Below are 16,310 nucleotides of genomic sequence, written 5' to 3'. Positions count from 1 at the left end.
ACAAAATCACTGACTCGTCAATCATCATTCGTAATTCCAAAATATAAAATCGTCTTACACGTCTTTTATAAAATCTTCGTATTCATAAAAGAACATTTCGAAAGCGGTCATTTTTTCGACAAAGAATTCAAAAGTATCTGGCCAAGTTTGTTTGTTAAAAACGCTAACACCAGTTTTTGTTATCCAAATGCGACTAATAACTTTTCCGTTTTCCAAAACAAAATGTTCGTCTATCTCAAAATCACCAATCTCATCTCGCAACAAATCTTCCAAAGATTGAATCTTCTCAAAATAAGCATTTCGGAAGAGTTCGTCTTTCATTTCGATGTCGAGAGAGACTTCAGCTTTCTTATTATCTGCACTGAATTTAAAAGAAAAATCTTTAATCTTAGTATCATACAACAACCATTCTCTCGGAAAAGCTTTCCCGAAAGCGGTCCAAAATTCTTTCTTTAGTTGCGCTGCTTCTTGTTTTGAAAACACTTTATCTTAGTTATGAGTGATGAATTATTAATTAACGGTATTTGGTGTTTAGTTATTGGTTTTTAGTGTTAATTCTAGAAATTTGATTGATAAGATTTCTTATCTAGATTCTTAAAACCTAAAACCAGCTACCTAATACCTAATTGCTAATACCTAATACCTAATACCTAATACTTAATACCTAATACCTATAATTTAATATCTAAATTAGCGGCATTAAACTCCGCCACCAAATTCTTGATAACTTCTTCGACTGGTAAAATGCTATCGATAAGCGCCGAAGATTGTCCAATCTCTAACTCGCCTTCCTCCAAATCGCCTTCGAACATACCACGTTTTGCCCGTGCTCTTCCCAAGGTTTCTTTTAGTGCTTCAACATTTCTACCCTCTTGATAAAGCGCTTCTAGATCGTTGAAAAACTTATTTTTCACTAATCTCACTGGCGCTAATTCCTTTAAAGTTAAATGTGTATCGCCTTCACCAAGTTCAACAATTTTATTTTTGAAATTATCGTGAGAACTCGCTTCCATAGTTGCTGCAAAACGAGAACCAATTTGCACGCCGTCTGCACCTAGAATCATTGCAGCTTTCATTTGAGCACCTGTTGCAATACCGCCAGCAGCGATTAACGGTGTCGAAATATGACGTTTAACATTTGGAATAAGTGATAAAGTTGTCGTCTCATCGCGACCGTTATGTCCGCCAGCTTCAAAACCTTCTGCAACAATAGCATCAACTCCAGCTTCTTGACATTTAACAGCGAATTTGGTTGAGGATACAACATGGGCTACTTTGATGCCTTCTTTTTTTAAAATTTCAGTGTAAGCCTTTGGACTTCCCGCTGAAGTAAAAACAATCTTAACGCCCTCCTCCAAAATGATTTTGATAATCTCTTCGAGATTCGGATACAACAAAGCGACATTAACGCCAAAAGGCTTGTCTGTTGCTGCTTTACATTTTTGAATATTTTCTCTAAGAATATCGGGATACATGCTTGCAGAACCGATAAGTCCTAATCCTCCATTGTTAGAAACCGCCGAAGCCAACCTCCAGCCACTGTGCCAAATCATTCCGCCTTGGATGATTGGATATTTTATATTAAAAAGTTCTGTTATTTTATTCATATTTTGTTGATGATCGTAAGATTTTTTCGCAATACCGAAGTCGATAAAACTTGACATTATGTTGAATATTTTCCCAAAAATAAGGATTATTTTGTGAGTTTTAAAACGTCTTTTAAGAAATCGAATCTTTACTTTCTTAAACCACAAAAGCTAAAGAATTTTCATCTAAACTAGAAACATTCTTTTCTTTAATACAAGAAACTAAATAGCATTTTTGTAAACCACAAAGGCTAATAAAAAATAACTCTGTAGTAGAAAAGTAAATTTTTGACAATAATCTCAACGGCGTGGTTGCGCCCCGACCTGAACGGAGCTCTTTTTGCGCTTCGACACGGTGGAAAGCCCAAGCCTTGGAAAGTCGAAAAGCAAAAAAGCGGGAGTGGAGGGCGGAAAAGGCGCCCAAATAAAAAATATTGCTTTATTTTTACATTTTAAATTACAAGATGGATTTATCACTACGGACGGTCACCGTCTTACGCTATATATTGCCGTTGCGCGAGGGCGGCTCGTTGCCAGCTTTGGCGGAAGCCGACGACGACTTCAAATATGTGTTGAAATTTCGTGGCGCTGGTCATGGTGTGAAAGCTTTGATTTCGGAGTTAGTCGGTGGCAAAGTGGCTCAGGTTTTGGGATTGCGAACGCCTGAATTGGTTTTTGCAAACTTGCACGAAGACTTCGGAAGAACCGAAGCCGACGAGGAAATTCAGGATTTGTTGAAAGCGAGTGTTGGACTAAATTTGGCCTTACATTATTTGTCTGGTGGCATCAATTACGATCCTGCGGCTGTAAAAATCGATGGCAAATTGGCGTCCGAAGTTGTTTGGCTAGACGCTTTTCTTACCAATATCGACCGTACTTTCCGAAATACAAACATGTTATATTGGCATAAAGAATTGTGGTTGATTGATCACGGTGCTTCCTTGTATTTTCATCATTCTTGGGACAATTGGGAAAAGAATGCTGTGAGCCCTTTTGTGATGATAAAAGATCATGTTTTGTTACCGCAAGCCGATCAATTGGACGAAGTCAACGCAAGATTCCGAGCGATATTGACGGATGATGTTTTGCGCAACATCGTGGAATTAATTCCTGAAGATTGGTTACAGTGGCGTGATACCGAACTTTCGCCAGAGGAAATAAAAGAAGTGTATTTTCAGTTTTTGACAAGACGTATTGCCCATTCTGATAACTTTGTAAATGAAGCGAAACATGCAAGAGGTTAAATTATACGAGTATGCGGTGATCCGTCTGGTGCCGAAACCTGAGCGCGAAGAGTTCATCAATGTTGGTTTGGTGCTTTTTAGCAAGCGTGAAAAATACATAAAAGTGAAAACATACCTTTGCTCCGACCGCATGAAATGTTTTGTTTGTGAAACCGAATTTGACATCATCGAAAAACATTTGACGTCTTTTGAAAACGTTGCAAAAGGTGGGAAAGATGCTGGACCAATTGCGCAACTCGAAATCCCAGAACGATTCCGTTGGCTAACGGCTGTACGGAGTTCTATCATCCAAACATCGCGTCCGCATCCTGGACAAGCCAAAGATTTGGATGCGGCTTTCGATCGACTGTTTAAAGATTTAGTAATGTAAAAAATGAAAACTTCCCTACTCGATTTTCAGTTGATTACGGATGATTATCCCTACGAGCTTTTGCTTTTGGCGGACGAAACACGCAACGCCATCGACAAATATTTATCGAGTTCTGATGTTTTTCTTGCAAAACTCAACAACGACAATGTTGGCGTATTCTGCTTATATCATCAAGATTCTGAAACGGTTGAATTAAAAAACATTGCAGTTTCTGAAAAGTATCAGCGCCAAGGAATTGGCGAACAAATGATAACGCACATCAAAAAAATCTGCTATCCAAAATACAAGCGCATTATCGTTGGGACAGCAGATTGTGGGATTAATCAGATTCGGTTTTATGAAAGAAATGGATTTCAAAAATATGACGTCAGAAAGAATTTTTTCCTCGACAATTATCCTGAAACAATTTTTGAAAATAGCCTTAAGTTAAAAGATATGCAACTGCTAAAATTTGAATTTTAAAAGCTACTCTTCTCGATTAACCAAATCCATTGAAAATGCGGGAAGACAAATTGCAACATATTCGCAAGCTTCCGAAAACGGATTGGAATATCTAACACGCGCTCCCTTCTCTATCAAAATGCTTTGACCTTTTTCTAAATTGATGATTTCACCATCGATTTCGAATTGTTTTTTTCCAGAAATAATCAAAGTGAATTCATCAAATTCTGGGGTCTGATGTGGCTCGCTCCAGTTAGGAGGCGCGACCATGTGCGCAATCGAAATATTTTTGTTTCCTGTAGAATTTCCCCAGTGTTCTTCTATCAGTTTTCCATCGGTTGTTGGTACAACGAAAGGATTTGCTTGGATTTTATATTTTTTCATTTTTTGGGTTTATGGTTTAAGGTTTAAGGTTTAAGGTTTAAGGTTTAAGGTTTAAGGTTTAAGCAAAGTTAATTCGTAATTCTAAACTTAAAAATAAAAAATTTCTCGATATGCTGCGCTACTCGAAATGACGAACAGAAAAACGATAAAGAAGCCTTCGATTTAGCTTAGTGACCATGTTTCGTTAATTCTTAATTTAAAAAAGAATCGATTTTTCGAGCTCTAGGAGTTTTTGTTTGCGCCAGATACCGCCACCGTAACCTGTTAATTTTCCGTCGCTTCCGATAACGCGATGACAAGGTATAATAATCGAAATTTTATTAAGGCCGTTAGCATTTGCAACTGCGCGAACGCCTTTTGGATTTCCCAAAATATTGGCTTGTTCTTGATAGCTTCTGGTCATACCATAAGGAATCGTCCGAAGAACTTCCCAAACTTGCTTCTGAAAAGCTGTCCCAACTGGCGATAAAGGCACCGAAAAATCTGTTTTTTTTCCTTCGAAATATTCTTTAAGTTCTTTTTCCAAAGTTATAAAATGTGGATTTTGACCTTGAATGATAGTCGCGTCAAAATGTTTAGAAATTTGTTTTAATTCTGTTGGTAAAGCTTTACGATCTGAGAATTCTAATATGCAAATTCCGTTGCTATCTGCACAAGCAATCATTGTCCCAAGTGGGGTTTCGATGCGTTTTAAGTCAATTACTTTCTCCATTTTGGATTGTGTTGGCGATACACCAAACACGTCTTTGAATCTTTCATTGAAGCCACTCAAACTTTCATAACCAGAATCCATAGCGGTTTCGATAAGGTTTTCTCCCTGTTGTAATTTTTTGAAAGCCGAATTTATTTTAAACATTCTTTGAAAAGCATGAAAGGTCATTCCGTGATGTTTTAGAAACCAACGTCGCACATGGGCTGGCTCCAGACCTCGCTTGACTAAGTCATAATCTTTAACTTTAAGACAGGGGTCGTTAGACAATTCGTCCAAGAGTTTTTTAATTCCTATAGGCGTCTGATCTGGATTTTCTAAAGGTTTGCAAACTTTACAAGGTCGATAACCTTTTAAGATAGGATCTTTGGTATTATCAAAAAATTCAACATTCTCAATTTTTGGTTTTCTTGCTGTACAAGTTGGACGACAAAAAATCCCTGTCGTTTTAACCGCCATCCAAAAAACGCCTTCAAAATCAGGGTTTTTGTCACAAGAGGCTTGGTACATTATGTCGTTGGAAAGTTTCATTTTTTTATTTCAAAATTAGAACAAAGCCTATTTTAGTTACAACCGAAAACTGAACAAGTATTTTTTATTCGGTTTTAGCTTTCCATTTTCTAAGAACTTTTGTAAACAAGAAAATAAAAATAAAGCCAATAATTAATAATGAAAAACTTGTTATATCCATTCCTAATACATCTAAAATACCATCACAGTTGTAAACTTCAAGCCTGTTTATCGGTAGCGCACGACAAGCATCAATTTGATGTTTGGTAATAATTGCGAATAAAAGTAAGACTAAAGCGACAAAAGTGTTAAGACTGATATTAACGGCAATCGAAGTTATAAATTTTGAAAAAGTCTGAGTAATGCTCATCAACAAAATAAGTAATCCGGTTACAAAAAACGCATACAATACAAAATATTCGACAAAACTACCTCCTACTGCAAAATTCACAATAAAACTTAAAAGTGCGATAAATAATGATAAAACGCCAGTTGTAATAATCGCAAATAATAAAGCCCGTAATCCCGTTACACGGAAACCTAGAATAAAGGTTGCTAAGCAAAACGAGATCCATAGAAACACGTGAATGTACTCCATAAAGAAGTCTTTATTTTTTATCGTATCGACATTTTCTAAAATCTGTTTGAGGTTATCTGAATAAAAATAGTGATTGGTTAGTTTTCTTTCAAAGAACTCTTCTGGAGACAATTGTCTATTAACTTCAGGATTAAGATCTTTGACACTTACCGCGGCATCTACAACCTTGCCATCTTGCACAACTGCTGCTGCTGCGACATCAATATCCGCTGCTGCCTCAACTGCCGTTGTCGCATAGTCACTACCAGTATATTTGTATGGATCGTAGGTTTCGTCTCGCTCTGGTTTGTATTTTTTAGTAAAAATAGAAACCTCAAAATTATCTGGATAAAACACTAAATCTGTTAAAGTTTTTGCGTCAAGATTAGTTCGGATTTTATATTTTTTTGCAAGCTCAAAAAACGAATTGAACTGTTTTTCAAAATTTTGTCTGCTTTTAGAATTTAATAAATCAGCAACCGCTTTGTTAACTTTTGCACGTTTTTGTTGCTGCGTTTCTGATAGTTGAGATTCGGTATCGTCAACAATAATGCCCTCATAGTAAGGTGCAAAATTCTCTCCACCTTGATCATAAAAAATTGTTGAATAATTATAAAAACTTGGCGTAGTGGTGAGAATATACGATGACAAGTCCACCACATTCTTTTTGAAATAGAAGATCTTTTTATCCCTTTCCGTTTTGGTGTAAGCAATTTTTGTCCCGTTGCTTGCTTCTGGTTCAGGCTTTAGATATTCGTCATCACTATTTTTTTTAGTACTAATTTTAGGATAAACCTCAAAATATTGATAAACTCTGTCATAGTTGACAAAATATTTTTTATCTCTTTCAATTTTTTGAATATCTGTTTCGCAGTACAAGTCAAAAAAAGGTTTTGGATAAAGTCGATTTCCTAAAGTGAAGTCTTCATAATTCTGCGCCAGAAAAGGATAAGTGGTATTAATTAGCTCAATGTTTTTAGACATTTCCGTATCTGGATAAAGCCGATTAATATTGAGTTTGTCCGCAAACATATACGACATGTAAAAACTTGTACAGCTTAAAATAATTACAAAATATTGGACAAATTGGAAGAATAATTTGGTGCTTGAAACAGGATAAAAATTCTTGAAAGCATTATTCTTAAACATATTAATCAGCCAGCCTACCAACAGTAAAACCGAAACTATTAGATGAATAAAAATAATACCATTCGTAAAATAATCGTCAACTGCACGACTCTTTTGTAAGGTTTGGGGATCGCTGTGCGCGAAAAATCCAATGCCAAAAAATATCAGGTGAAATAAGAGTGCCAGAGCCAACATCCAAACGATTTTGGTATTCCAAATTGTAGGATAACGCTCTAGTAAATATTGATTGAAGCGAGAAATTTTGTTCATTTTGATAAATCTTAAACTGCATTAATTAACAAAAAAACGTCTTGTCGATTTTGAAATATTACGCACATACACAACTTCGATGTCGGCATTACCAAGAACTGATAAAACTTGCGAAAATTTGGTGTCGATACCAAAATTTGCAATGTAGATACCGCCATTATATTTAAGCTGATGCAAATCTAAAGCGCCAAATAAAGTCAACAATTCTTCACGACTTGCAGAAGAATCAATCTCAATAATTAGCTGATTGCCAAACTCTTCTGTCGAAGTCTGATGATTATCTTTGTATTGTCCATTTTTGAGGAAGATAACTTTGTCCGAAATTTTTTCAACTTCATACAACTGTTGCGAACTAAGGATCAACGCGATCGGATTGTTAACCGAATTACAAATCGCTTTCAAATCTTCCAAAATAACTTGTTGCGCCAAGACATCAAGATTAGCTAAAGGCTCGTCCAACAACAAGATTTCGGGTTGACGAAGTAAAGTTCTTGCCAATTCGAATCGCATTTTGTAACCTGACGACAACTCGCCCCATTTAAGATGTTTATAATTCCAAAGACCAAGTCGAGCAATCATCATTAATGTTCGCGTTTCGTTTTCCTCAGGATTGATTCCGTAATTGGAAAGCACGAATTTCAGATTGTCTTTTAGACTTCCGTACCATTTTTCTGTCCGTTGCGGGATGTAGATTAATTTGGTTCTGAGATCAAAATCGTTAGTCGTTTTATCTTTAAAATTAAAACTAAGACTTCCGTCGTTGTACGATAATTCTTTAGCCAAAATCCGCAGTAAAGTGGTTTTACCATTGCCATTCTCACCAACCAATCCGTAGACTTGACCTTTACGAATCTGCACTGAAACTGGACCTAGAGAAAAACGATTGGAGCCATAAGACTTTTTGATATTTTTAGCTTCTAAAACCGAGTTGTCCGAGGATAATTCCTCAACTGGAATATTTGCAATTTCATCTAAAAGACTTTTTGCTTTTTCGATAAGAGTATCGATGTTTGTTGGATTTTTTTCTCGCCAATCGGTTAACTCAATTGCTTTTTGATAAATGGACATCCTCTGGGTATCCATTGCGCAATCTAGCAATTTTCGAAAGCCAAGTTCGGTATCTCGATTGTCAAAAATGCGAAAAACTTCATTGACGCGTTGTTGGTGTCTGGTCATAAATGATCATTAAGTTGTTTTAAAGATAATATTTTAAACTAAAATAAAATAATTTAAAAATAAATTTATGAAATTGCTGTATCTATAAAAACTAAAAGCCACTCGATACCGAATGGCTGTTTGTATGTCTAGTGTTTTCCCTTACCGTGAGAATGGCCTTTATGGTTCCCTTTTTTAGATTGCTTTTTATAATATTTTTTATAAGATTTATAGCTTTTTTCGTTGTTTTTATTTCTGTTATAGTAAGCTACTGGATTTTGACCTTTATAATATTTGTTTTTAAACTTAACATAATTGTCAGCGCCTAAAATTCTTTCAATCTCCGAGTAACGATCGGTTCTCCATCTATCTGGATTTGTCCCGTAATAATGATTCCAAGAGTCATAGTCGGTATAGCGATTATTAAGGGAGAACAATTGATCTTTTTGCGTATTCGATAATAATAAATCGGCGATAACAGTCTGCCAGTTAACATCATTAATACTACTTCTGTACGCCTCGTAATATATCGATTGCGATGACGATAATCCTAGTCCAAACACCAGCATCATCATTGTCATTAACTTTTTCATAATTCTAAATTTTAAGTTTTACAAAAAAGAAGTTTCAAGTATTATACCAAAATAAGAAAATCGCTTTTAGAAAGGGTTTTGAAGCGGTTTTAAAACTTATTTATTTAAAAGATATTATTCTGATCAATCCTTTATTTTCGTGGTACATCATGCAAGTGACAATCCCGTCGCGCTCGTTACAATCTTTGGTCATTTCGTAGCTGACATTTAATTTTTCACCGTCTTTTTTATCTTTAATTAGTTTATCATTACAAACTAAAAAATCACCTTTTCCTGCAATTCTGATGTAGGTTCCAGTACAATCTCTTACAATACTTCCAGTTTCAGCTTCATTTTTACTAATACTTGAGCATGATGAATAGCTAACAGCAACAATACAACCAATTATTAAATTCTTAATATTCATAGTTTATTTTTTATAAAATTAATAAAGATTCATGAAACACTGATATCTAAACCATTATAAATAAGTTTAAAAATTAAAATAAAATACATTGTTATACTATGTATTTTGTTTTATATCTGAAACCTGAATGAAGAATTTATCAACAAGTGGATTTTTCAAATCAAAAAAGGGACGTTGTCGTTTTTGGTTCTCTCTGTTTTAAAAGATGGAAAACGATATTACGGCTATGATTTAATCAACGAAATCAAAAAACAAACAGAAACAGGTATCGCTGAAGGAACTTTGTATCCTTTGTTAAATCGTTTGAAAACCGAAAATCTAGTGACTGCAGTTTGGATAGAACAAGAATCTGGAATCCCGCGAAAGTATTATGAAATAACAAATCTTGGAAAAAACACCATCCAAGAAATGAAATCATACTGGACACAACTGAACAACATCATCGAAAAAATTTAATATGAAATTTAAAGAAATAGAATTCACAGATAGCACTGCGAAAAGAATTTACAAAGATTACATTTCGCGCATTAAGAATACAACAAAAATACTCGACTCAGATAATCGAGAAGAGATTTTAATGGAAGCTAACAGTCATATTTTTGAGAGTTTCCAAAACGATAAATCTGAACCAAATGACGTTTAAAAACTTCTAAATATTTTAGAAAAAATTGGTCAACCAGAAGTCTTTCTTAAGGAATTGGTTGCTCAAAAAAAACTTGAAGAATCGACGAAAACATTTAATCCAATTAAGATTTTAAAAGCTTTAATCCTTAATCTAGGCAACGGATTTTCGTATGTTTTGTTCTTCATTTTTTATCTGTTATTATTCGCATTTATATTTTTAATTTTCCCTGAAATATTTGATCCCGAAAAAGTAGGTTTTTTCTACAATGCCAGAGATATTTTTGTTTTAGGAAAAATAAGTTCATCTACTAAAGATTACTGTCAATACGAACAATTGGGAAATTTATTCATACCTGTTATGATTGTTTTAACCGTCATTTCATTTGTCATCATCACCTTATTATTGAAACTTAAAAAGACGGTAAATATTAAACTGAGTTAAAAAATTATCAGATTTTTTTTATGTTTTCAGCGGCGGCTTCGCCGCCGCTGAAAATCCACAAAAAAGCCTCACAGATTTTTCTGTGAGGCTTTTACTTTATAAAAATTAAATTGACTTACATCGCCAACATCTTAAAACTCATGCTTTCGATAACTTTCAAAATAGCTTCTACAGTGTCCATGGATGTTAAACAAGGAACGCCGTTTTCAACGCTCATTCTACGGATTTGGAAACCGTCTCTTTCGGCTTGTTTTCCTTTTGTAGTCGTGTTTACAACGTATTGAACTTTACCTTTTTGAATCAAATCGATTAAGTTAACATCTTCTTCACCGATTTTGTAACCGATTTTCGTTGGAACACCGTGCTCTTCAAAGAATTTTGCAGTTCCTTCGGTTGCCCAAATTCTGAAACCTACATCGTTAAATCTTCTCGCCAATTCCACCGCTTCGGCTTTGTCGTTATCCGCAACCGTAAACAAGATAGAACCGTGCGTCGGAACTTTTCTTCCTGCTGCGATTAATCCTTTGTACAAAGCTTTTTCCAGCGTTGAATCTTTCCCCATAACTTCTCCTGTCGACTTCATTTCTGGACCTAAAGAGATGTCTACTTTCGTCAATTTTGAGAAAGAGAAAACAGGAACTTTTACGAAAACGCCTTCTTTGTTTGGAACTAATCCACTTTTAAATCCTAAATCTGTTAATTTCGCTCCTAAAACTGCTTTAGTAGCCAATTTTGCCATTGGAACATCCGAAATTTTAGACAAGAAAGGAACCGTTCTCGATGAACGTGGATTCACTTCGATTACATAAACTTCGCCGTCCGAAATAACGTACTGAATGTTCATTAATCCTACAATTTTCAAACCTTTCGCCAATCTTTGAGTATAATCAACTAAAGTATCGATTTGTTTTTGATTCAAATTTTGTGGAGGATACACCGCAATCGAGTCGCCAGAGTGAACTCCTGCTCTTTCGATGTGTTCCATAATACCTGGAATAATCACTGTTTCGCCGTCGCAAATCGCATCGACTTCCACTTCTTTTCCTGTTAAATATCTATCGACCAAAACTGGGTGTTCTGGACTAGCTTCCACCGCGTTTTCCATATAATGCTCTAACTCGGTTTCGTTGTATACAATTTCCATTGCACGACCTCCCAAAACGTAGCTTGGACGTACCAAAACTGGATATCCAATTTTGTTTGCAATCACAATTGCTTCTTCTTTTGAAGTCGAAGTTTTTCCTAAAGGTTGCGGAATTTGTAAGTCTTGAAGCGCTTTTTCGAATTTATCTCTGTTTTCGGCTCTGTCGATGTCTTCAAGCGTTGTTCCTAAGATTTGTACGCCATGAGCAGCCAATTTATCAGCTAAATTAATTGCGGTTTGACCACCAAATTGTACCACAACGCCTGTTGGTTTTTCAAGTTCGATGATGTTCATCACATCTTCCTCTGTTAAAGGCTCAAAATAAAGTTTATCCGAAATCGAGAAGTCCGTAGAAACCGTTTCTGGATTGTTATTGATGATAATCGCCTCGTAACCCATTTCTTTAATTGCCCAAACCGAATGCACCGTCGCATAATCGAATTCTACACCTTGTCCGATACGGATTGGACCAGAACCCAAAACGATGATTTTCTTTTTGTCTGAAACTACACTTTCGTTTTCATCTTCGTAAGTTCCGTAGAAATAAGGTGTTTCCGACTCAAATTCTGCGGCGCAAGTGTCCACCATTTTGTAAACTGGCATGACACCGTTTACTTTTCTGAAATCGAAAATTTCACGCTGCGTAACTCCCCAAAGATGAGCGATATTTAAGTCTGCGAAACCTAATTTTTTCGCTTCAAGTAAAACATCTTTATTGAATTTATTTTCTTTAATTGTGGTTTCAAAATCGATTAGTTTTTTGATTTTCCAAATAAAGAATTTATCAATTTTACTCCATTCCACAATCGTTTCCCAGTCGTAACCTCTTCGCAAAGCATCACCAATGATGAATAATCTTTCATCATCGCAAACTCGGATTCTTCTTTCAATTTCTTCGGCTGTTAAAGCTTCTGCTTGCTTGGTTTTAAGTCCGATATGTCGAATTCCTGTTTCTAAAGAACGAATCGCTTTTTGCAAAGATTCCTCGAAATTTCTTCCGATTGCCATTACTTCACCAGTAGCTTTCATCTGTGTTGAAAGTCTTCTATCAGCCGTTTCAAATTTATCAAACGGGAATCTTGGGAACTTCGTTACCACATAATCTAAAGCAGGCTCAAAACAAGCGTAAGATGTTCCTGTAACTGGATTCATGATTTCGTCAAGTGTTAAACCAACTGCAATTTTGGCAGCGATTTTCGCAATCGGATAACCTGTCGCTTTCGATGCTAAAGCCGATGAACGAGAAACTCTCGGATTCACTTCGATGATATAATAATTGAATGAATGCGGGTCTAAAGCCAACTGAACGTTGCAACCGCCCTCAATTCCTAAGGCTCTAATGATTTTTAATGAAGCATTTCTCAACAACTGATATTCTCTATCTGAAAGCGTTTGAGAAGGTGCCACAACAATGGAATCTCCCGTGTGAACTCCCACTGGATCGATGTTTTCCATATTACAAACCACAATCGCATTGTCGTTGGCATCACGCATTACTTCATATTCAATTTCTTTATAACCAGCGATTGATTTTTCAATCAAACATTGAGTTACAGGAGAATATTTAAGTCCTAATTCAGAAATTTCTCTTAATTCTGTTTCGTTTGAAGCGATTCCGCCACCTGTTCCGCCCATTGTAAAGGCTGGACGAACGATAACCGGATAACAGATTCTATTCGCGAAAGCCACCGATTCTTCAACTGTATGTACAATATCCGAATCTGGAACTGGCTCATTTAATTCACGCATCAATTCGCGGAACAAATCTCTGTCTTCCGCTCTGTTAATCGCAGAAAGCTTGGTTCCAAGAACTTCAACTTTGCACTCTTCAAGGATTCCAGATTTTTCTAATTCAACCGCCATATTCAGTCCAGTTTGTCCTCCCAAAGTCGGAAGAAGCGCATCTGGACGCTCTTTTCTGATGATATGACTCACAAATTGAAGAGAAATCGGCTCGATATACACTTTATCTGCAATTTCCACATCCGTCATAATCGTCGCCGGATTGGAGTTGATTAAAATAACTTTGTAGCCCTCTTCCTTCAAGGAAAGACAAGCCTGAGTTCCCGCATAATCGAATTCGGCAGCCTGCCCAATGATGATTGGACCGGAACCGATAACTAGGATGGTTTTTATGTCGTTTCTTTTCATTTTTATAGATGCTAGAGCCTAGAGCCAAGAACCGAGATTCAAGAGCAAAGACTTTTAGATTTAAATAGTTAACTTATTTTTGAATGAATAAATCATTTTTTGAATTTCGGAAATTTCTTTCAAAAGACTTTCAATTTTTTCAGGTGATAAAAGATTCAGCTCTTTTGTTAAGATGAGTTGCGTTTGTAGTTCAAATGCTGATCCTAACGAAATTCCTAAAAAATGATTAAATTCTTTATTGCTGTTTCTTCCAGAACCTTCTGCTATATTGGATGGAATTGAAATTGCTGCACGTTTCATTTGAGATATTAATCCAAATTTTTCGTCATTGGAAATATCCTGACAAACCAAATAAATTTGCTTCGCCAGTTGTATGGATTTTTGCCAAAACAATAAATTCTCAAAATTGTGCATTCTTAATCGATTTTAAACTTTCGCCTCTTGGTTCTTGGCTCTCGATTCTTGGTTCATTAATTCAACAAACTCATCAAACAAATAATTCGCGTCTTCCGGGCCTGGACTTGCTTCTGGATGGTATTGAACAGAGAAACAAGGGTGAATTTTATGTTTCACACCTTCGTTGGTTCTGTCGTTAAGAGCGATGTGCGTTTCGATTAAATCTGTATTTTTCAAAGAATCTTGATCGACAGCGTAACCGTGATTTTGAGAAGTTATCGCCACCGTATTTTTTTCTAAATCTAAAACTGGATGGTTTCCGCCTCTGTGTCCGAATTTTAATTTAAAAGTTTTAGCACCACAAGCCAACGCGATTAATTGATGTCCTAAACAAATCCCGAAAATTGGAGTTTTTCCTAAAATTCCGCGAATCATTTCTAAAGCATGTGGAACATCTTCTGGATCGCCAGGACCGTTAGAAAGCATCACACCGTCTGGATCCATCAAAAGAATTTCTTCTGCCGTTGTGTCTTGAGAAACTACCGTGATGTCGCAATCTCTTTGAGAAAGCTCTCGGATAATTCCTAGTTTAGAACCGAAATCTACCAAAACAACTTTCAAACCTCTTCCTGGAGCGGCGTAAGGTGTTTTTGTAGAAACCATTTCCACTTGGTTAGTTGGGAAGTTTGTTCCTTTCAGTTCTGAAATTACTGCAGCTTCATCAGCATCAGCGTTAACGATTTTTCCTTTTACAACACCTTTATTACGAAGAATTTTTGTTAATTTTCTGGTATCAATTCCAGCGATTCCGCTTAAATTTTTCTTTTGGAAAAACTCGTCCAAATCCATTTGTGCTCTGAAATTAGATGGTAAATCGCAAACTTCTTTCACAATTAAACCTTTAATTGCAGGTTCGATACTTTCGTAATCGTCGCGGTTGATGCCATAATTTCCGATGAGCGGATACGTCATACAAACGATTTGTCCGCAATACGATGGGTCAGAAATCAACTCCTGATAACCTGTCATTCCTGTGTTGAAAACCACTTCTCCATCGGTATCCAAATTGGCTCCGAAACCCGTTCCGTGGATTACTTCACCCGATTCTAATATTAATTTCTTTTTCATTTTATTTATTAGATGTTAGATGTTAGACATCAGATTTTAGACTTTATTTGTCTGATATCTGAAATCTTATATCTTATTGTCTTTTATTCAAACTCAAATCCTTTTTGTTCCAAAGCGTCTTTTAAAATTGCCATTCTTGCATAAACGCCGTTTTCCATTTGTTTAAAAATCCTTGAACGCTCGCATTCCACCAAATCTGTATCAATTTCAACACCTCTGTTAATTGGCGCTGGATGCATGATGATGGCGTTTGGTTTCATTAATTTTTCACGTTCTTTGGTTAAACCATATTTTTTGTGATATTCTTCCGACGAAAATCCATGTTTACTTTCATGTCTTTCGTGTTGAATTCTCAACAATATTAACACATCAACTTCTTTTACTAATTCATTAAAAGCTAAAAAAGTTCCGTTAATAATAGCACCTTCATCAAACCATTTTGATGGTCCTGAGAAGTAAACTTTTGCTCCTAGTTTTCGTAAAGCTTCAGCATTAGAGTTGGCTACTCTACTGTGTTTAACATCGCCAACAATCCCAACTTTAAGGCCTTCAAATTTTCCAAATTCTTGAATAATTGTCACCAAATCCAACATACATTGCGATGGATGATTTCCTGTCCCATCGCCTGCGTTGATAATCGGAATGTTGATGTTTTTTAAATCTTCATAAAAGCGATCTTGTTTGTGACGAATCACCACCAAGTTAACGCCCAAACTTTCGATTGTCTTGACAGTGTCGTAAAGACTTTCGCCTTTGTTAACCGAACTATGCGACGCATCAAACGGAACTACTTTAAGTCCCAGCTTTCGCTCTGCGATGTCAAAACTAGTTTTCGTTCTTGTACTATCTTCAAAAAACAAATTCGATACAAAAATATCTTGCTTGGCTTTGAAGCTTTTCCCACCTGCGATTTCCAAGGCATCTTGGATAATCTTGTTAATCTTTTCTTGGCTAAGTTGTGTAATATTAAACATCTTTATTTTGAGTTTTGAGCACAAAAAAAGCGAGGACAACAATCCTCGCTTTTAATTAAAAATATCGAAAAGAGCGCT

At 35.9% G+C, this 16,310-nt stretch carries 18 protein-coding genes; 6 read left to right on the top strand and 12 right to left on the bottom strand.

Features of this window, described 5'->3' with window-relative positions:
* Window positions 1-54: 54 nt before the first annotated feature.
* A complete protein-coding gene (locus RT037_RS02225; RefSeq protein ID WP_312324044.1) occupies window positions 55-483 on the bottom strand; it encodes a DUF4268 domain-containing protein in 429 nt (142 codons plus the stop codon).
* 188 nt (window positions 484-671) lie between these two features.
* Complete coding sequence (locus tag RT037_RS02220) at window positions 672-1,607, bottom strand: nitronate monooxygenase (RefSeq protein WP_312324049.1); 936 nt, start codon at window positions 1,605-1,607, stop codon at window positions 672-674.
* 443 nt (window positions 1,608-2,050) lie between these two features.
* On the opposite strand from RT037_RS02220, the gene RT037_RS02215 reads away from it, so the two are divergent.
* Genes RT037_RS02215 through RT037_RS02205 form a run of 3 tightly spaced genes read left to right on the top strand, consistent with a single transcriptional unit; the run spans window position 2,051 to window position 3,662 of the window.
* The gene (locus RT037_RS02215; protein ID WP_312324046.1) at window positions 2,051-2,830 is read left to right on the top strand and encodes a HipA family kinase; all 780 of its coding nucleotides are present in this window, start codon (window positions 2,051-2,053) and stop codon (window positions 2,828-2,830) included.
* Window positions 2,817-3,200, top strand: a complete 384-nt coding sequence (locus RT037_RS02210) for a DUF3037 domain-containing protein (protein WP_312324051.1) — start codon at window positions 2,817-2,819, stop codon at window positions 3,198-3,200. Before RT037_RS02215 ends, RT037_RS02210 begins: the two co-directional genes overlap by 14 nt.
* Window positions 3,201-3,203: 3 nt before the next feature.
* Window positions 3,204-3,662 carry a GNAT family N-acetyltransferase gene (locus tag RT037_RS02205; RefSeq protein WP_313027836.1) on the top strand — a complete coding sequence of 153 codons (459 nt, stop codon included), beginning with the start codon at window positions 3,204-3,206 and terminating at the stop codon, window positions 3,660-3,662.
* A 3-nt stretch (window positions 3,663-3,665) separates the two neighbouring features.
* Here the strand turns inward: RT037_RS02205 and RT037_RS02200 are convergent, their stop codons facing one another.
* The 6 genes from RT037_RS02200 to RT037_RS02175 all read right to left on the bottom strand — a co-directional run bounded on the left by RT037_RS02200 (window position 3,666) and on the right by RT037_RS02175 (window position 9,373).
* Entirely contained in the window at window positions 3,666-4,025 is a 360-nt protein-coding gene (locus RT037_RS02200) for a cupin domain-containing protein (RefSeq protein ID WP_312323749.1), read from the bottom strand.
* Between the two features lie 196 nt (window positions 4,026-4,221).
* On the bottom strand, window positions 4,222-5,265 hold the full coding sequence (locus tag RT037_RS02195; RefSeq protein ID WP_312323750.1) for a methylated-DNA--[protein]-cysteine S-methyltransferase: 1,044 nt from the start codon (window positions 5,263-5,265) through the stop codon (window positions 4,222-4,224).
* A 64-nt stretch (window positions 5,266-5,329) separates the two neighbouring features.
* Window positions 5,330-7,219, bottom strand: coding sequence for a hypothetical protein (locus RT037_RS02190; protein WP_313027833.1), 1,890 nt, complete (start codon window positions 7,217-7,219; stop codon window positions 5,330-5,332).
* A 21-nt stretch (window positions 7,220-7,240) separates the two neighbouring features.
* Window positions 7,241-8,395, bottom strand: coding sequence for an ABC transporter ATP-binding protein (locus RT037_RS02185; RefSeq protein WP_312323753.1), 1,155 nt, complete (start codon window positions 8,393-8,395; stop codon window positions 7,241-7,243).
* Window positions 8,396-8,523: 128 nt separating this feature from the next.
* Window positions 8,524-8,967, bottom strand: coding sequence for a hypothetical protein (locus RT037_RS02180; RefSeq protein ID WP_313027829.1), 444 nt, complete (start codon window positions 8,965-8,967; stop codon window positions 8,524-8,526).
* A 100-nt stretch (window positions 8,968-9,067) separates the two neighbouring features.
* Window positions 9,068-9,373, bottom strand: coding sequence for a hypothetical protein (locus RT037_RS02175; protein ID WP_313027827.1), 306 nt, complete (start codon window positions 9,371-9,373; stop codon window positions 9,068-9,070).
* Between the two features lie 174 nt (window positions 9,374-9,547).
* Between RT037_RS02175 and RT037_RS02170 the strand changes: the two genes are divergently transcribed.
* Genes RT037_RS02170 through RT037_RS02160 form a run of 3 tightly spaced genes read left to right on the top strand, consistent with a single transcriptional unit; the run spans window position 9,548 to window position 10,439 of the window.
* Window positions 9,548-9,829 (top strand): PadR family transcriptional regulator, encoded by a 282-nt coding sequence (locus RT037_RS02170; protein ID WP_313027826.1) that lies wholly within the window; start codon window positions 9,548-9,550, stop codon window positions 9,827-9,829.
* 1 nt (window position 9,830) lies between these two features.
* Window positions 9,831-10,016, top strand: coding sequence for a hypothetical protein (locus RT037_RS02165; protein ID WP_313027823.1), 186 nt, complete (start codon window positions 9,831-9,833; stop codon window positions 10,014-10,016).
* A 54-nt stretch (window positions 10,017-10,070) separates the two neighbouring features.
* Window positions 10,071-10,439, top strand: a complete 369-nt coding sequence (locus tag RT037_RS02160; RefSeq protein ID WP_313027822.1) for a hypothetical protein — start codon at window positions 10,071-10,073, stop codon at window positions 10,437-10,439.
* A 115-nt stretch (window positions 10,440-10,554) separates the two neighbouring features.
* Here the strand turns inward: RT037_RS02160 and carB are convergent, their stop codons facing one another.
* The 4 genes from carB to RT037_RS02140 form a co-directional block, all read right to left on the bottom strand.
* Window positions 10,555-13,734: a carbamoyl-phosphate synthase large subunit gene (gene carB, locus RT037_RS02155; RefSeq protein WP_313027820.1), complete on the bottom strand. Its 3,180-nt coding sequence runs from the start codon at window positions 13,732-13,734 to the stop codon at window positions 10,555-10,557.
* A 60-nt stretch (window positions 13,735-13,794) separates the two neighbouring features.
* Window positions 13,795-14,148: a four helix bundle protein gene (locus tag RT037_RS02150; RefSeq protein WP_312324110.1), complete on the bottom strand. Its 354-nt coding sequence runs from the start codon at window positions 14,146-14,148 to the stop codon at window positions 13,795-13,797.
* Window positions 14,149-14,160: 12 nt separating this feature from the next.
* On the bottom strand, window positions 14,161-15,258 hold the full coding sequence (locus tag RT037_RS02145) for a carbamoyl phosphate synthase small subunit (protein ID WP_313027818.1): 1,098 nt from the start codon (window positions 15,256-15,258) through the stop codon (window positions 14,161-14,163).
* Between the two features lie 83 nt (window positions 15,259-15,341).
* Window positions 15,342-16,232, bottom strand: a complete 891-nt coding sequence (locus RT037_RS02140; protein WP_312324056.1) for an aspartate carbamoyltransferase catalytic subunit — start codon at window positions 16,230-16,232, stop codon at window positions 15,342-15,344.
* Window positions 16,233-16,310: the final 78 nt, after the last annotated feature.

Origin of the sequence: Soonwooa sp. (genome assembly GCF_032062245.1) — a bacterium.
In the GTDB taxonomy this organism is placed as follows: Bacteria; Bacteroidota; Bacteroidia; order Flavobacteriales; family Weeksellaceae; genus Soonwooa.
This window is presented reverse-complemented; position numbering and strand designations above follow the sequence as displayed.

Excerpts from the sequence above, each read along its gene's own strand:
- RT037_RS02220 (WP_312324049.1), bottom strand. The coding sequence starts at position 1,607 with ATGAATAAAATAACAGAACTTTTTAATATAAAATATCCAATCATCCAA.
- RT037_RS02215 (WP_312324046.1), top strand. The coding sequence starts at position 2,051 with ATGGATTTATCACTACGGACGGTCACCGTCTTACGCTATATATTGCCG.
- RT037_RS02210 (WP_312324051.1), top strand. The coding sequence starts at position 2,817 with ATGCAAGAGGTTAAATTATACGAGTATGCGGTGATCCGTCTGGTGCCG.
- RT037_RS02205 (WP_313027836.1), top strand. The coding sequence starts at position 3,204 with ATGAAAACTTCCCTACTCGATTTTCAGTTGATTACGGATGATTATCCC.
- RT037_RS02200 (WP_312323749.1), bottom strand. The coding sequence starts at position 4,025 with ATGAAAAAATATAAAATCCAAGCAAATCCTTTCGTTGTACCAACAACC.
- RT037_RS02195 (WP_312323750.1), bottom strand. The coding sequence starts at position 5,265 with ATGAAACTTTCCAACGACATAATGTACCAAGCCTCTTGTGACAAAAAC.
- RT037_RS02190 (WP_313027833.1), bottom strand. The coding sequence starts at position 7,219 with ATGAACAAAATTTCTCGCTTCAATCAATATTTACTAGAGCGTTATCCT.
- RT037_RS02185 (WP_312323753.1), bottom strand. The coding sequence starts at position 8,395 with ATGACCAGACACCAACAACGCGTCAATGAAGTTTTTCGCATTTTTGAC.
- RT037_RS02180 (WP_313027829.1), bottom strand. The coding sequence starts at position 8,967 with ATGAAAAAGTTAATGACAATGATGATGCTGGTGTTTGGACTAGGATTA.
- RT037_RS02175 (WP_313027827.1), bottom strand. The coding sequence starts at position 9,373 with ATGAATATTAAGAATTTAATAATTGGTTGTATTGTTGCTGTTAGCTAT.
- RT037_RS02165 (WP_313027823.1), top strand. The coding sequence starts at position 9,831 with ATGAAATTTAAAGAAATAGAATTCACAGATAGCACTGCGAAAAGAATT.
- carB (WP_313027820.1), bottom strand. The coding sequence starts at position 13,734 with ATGAAAAGAAACGACATAAAAACCATCCTAGTTATCGGTTCCGGTCCA.
- RT037_RS02150 (WP_312324110.1), bottom strand. The coding sequence starts at position 14,148 with ATGCACAATTTTGAGAATTTATTGTTTTGGCAAAAATCCATACAACTG.
- RT037_RS02145 (WP_313027818.1), bottom strand. The coding sequence starts at position 15,258 with ATGAAAAAGAAATTAATATTAGAATCGGGTGAAGTAATCCACGGAACG.
- RT037_RS02140 (WP_312324056.1), bottom strand. The coding sequence starts at position 16,232 with ATGTTTAATATTACACAACTTAGCCAAGAAAAGATTAACAAGATTATC.